Origin of the sequence: Cellulomonas septica (genome assembly GCF_012396155.1) — a bacterium.
GTDB lineage: Bacteria > Actinomycetota > Actinomycetes > Actinomycetales > Cellulomonadaceae > Cellulomonas > Cellulomonas septica.
Genome location: NZ_JAAXOY010000809.1, coordinates 1 through 1,390 on the forward strand (window position 1 = coordinate 1; position 1,390 = coordinate 1,390).

Sequence of the window (1,390 nt, forward strand, 5' to 3'; positions counted from 1 at the left end):
CGCCCGTGGTCGCACCGGCGAGCACGAGCGCGAGACCGCCCGCGACGACGAACCAGGTGCGACGGCTGCGCCCACCGTGCGGGCCACCGCCCGCGCGGCTGCGCTGCGTCGGGATCGTCCCGGCCGGCGCGAGCGTGCGGGCACCCTCCACCGGCGTGACGGTCTGCGTCCCGCTGTCCTTCGAGTCCACGTCCATTCGTCTCCCCCCGAATGACGACCCCGTCCGCACGTGACCGGCGGCGGGGCTCGACTTCCCTTCGGCACTCGCGTGGTCGTCCTTGAGCGATCCGTTCCCTTTCGTTCGATCTCCGCCAGGGTGTCGGGTGCGCCCGGTTGTCGCCACCCGAACGCGGACACGTGCCCAGGACGACCGTGACCGCGCGTGCGTCCGCGAAGATGGGTCTCGTGCGAGACGACTCCGGCACCGACGCCCTCGACGCCGCGATCCTGCGGGTGCTCGCGCAGGACGCGCGCGCGACGTTCGCGCAGGTGGGGCAGCAGGTGTCGTTGTCCGCGCCCGCGGTCAAGCGCCGCGTCGACCGGCTCCGGGCCGCGGGCGTGATCCGCGGCTTCACCGTGCGCCTCGACCCCGCAGCCATGGGCTGGCACACCGAGGCGTTCGTCGAGCTGTTCTGCCAGGGGTCGACCAGCCCCGCGACCATGCGCGACGCGGTCGAGCAGTACCCCGAGGTCGTCGCGGCCAGCACGGTCACGGGCGACGTGGACCTCGTCGTGCAGGTCCGCGCGCGCGACATGCGTCATCTCGAGCGGGTCGTCGAGCGCCTCGCGGCCGAGCCGTTCGTGTCCCGCACCCGGTCGACCGTCGTCCTGTCGGCGCTCGTGCGGCGGCCCGACGTCCCGGCCGACCCCGCCGCGGACGACTGACCCCGGCCCGAAGGGCTCGTCAGGCGGTCGGCTCGTCCTTCTGGCAGCGGTTGGTCACGACCATCACCGGGCAGTCCGAGTGGTGCAGCACGGCCTGGCTCGTCGAGCCCAGCAGCAGCCCGGCGAACCCGCCCCGGCCGCGCGAGCCGACGACGATGAGGTCGGTCGCGACCGAGAACTCGGTCAGCAGCTCCGCCCCGCCACCGTCGAGCGCGTGCCGCTTGACGACGACGTCGGGGTGCTCGAGGAGCGCGCGGTCGACGACCACGTTGAGCCCCTCGGCGACGTCGCGCAGCACCTGGTCGTGGTCGACCGTGTCGGGCAGCCACGCGAGCACCCCGCTCAGGGAGCTCGCCGGGACGCCCGCGACGGCGTGCACCTCGGCACCCCACGCCGCGGCCTCCGTGATCGCGTAGGTGAGGGCCCGCTCGGCCTGCGGCGAGCCGTCGACGCCGACGACGATGCGCCGCACGGGCTTGACCGCGGGCAGGGCGGCGTCGTCGGC

At 74.6% G+C, this 1,390-nt stretch carries 3 protein-coding genes; 1 reads left to right on the forward strand and 2 read right to left on the reverse strand.

The features are described from left to right. Positions 1 to 190, reverse strand: a 190-nt coding sequence (locus tag HGA02_RS19365; protein ID WP_168681031.1) for a hypothetical protein, incomplete at its 3' end; no start/stop codon positions are given. Positions 191 to 396: 206 nt separating this feature from the next. On the opposite strand from HGA02_RS19365, the gene HGA02_RS19370 reads away from it, so the two are divergent. After that, a complete protein-coding gene (locus HGA02_RS19370; protein WP_124341379.1) occupies positions 397 to 885 on the forward strand; it encodes an Lrp/AsnC family transcriptional regulator in 489 nt (162 codons plus the stop codon). Positions 886 to 904: 19 nt separating this feature from the next. Here HGA02_RS19370 and HGA02_RS19375 read toward each other — a convergent pair. Continuing rightward, positions 905 to 1,390 (reverse strand): universal stress protein (locus HGA02_RS19375; protein ID WP_168681033.1); only part of this gene is annotated, 486 nt, incomplete at its 5' end.

Bases quoted from the DNA above. Each gene is read 5' to 3' on its own strand.
- HGA02_RS19370 (WP_124341379.1), top strand. From the start codon at position 397: ATGGGTCTCGTGCGAGACGACTCCGGCACCGACGCCCTCGACGCCGCG.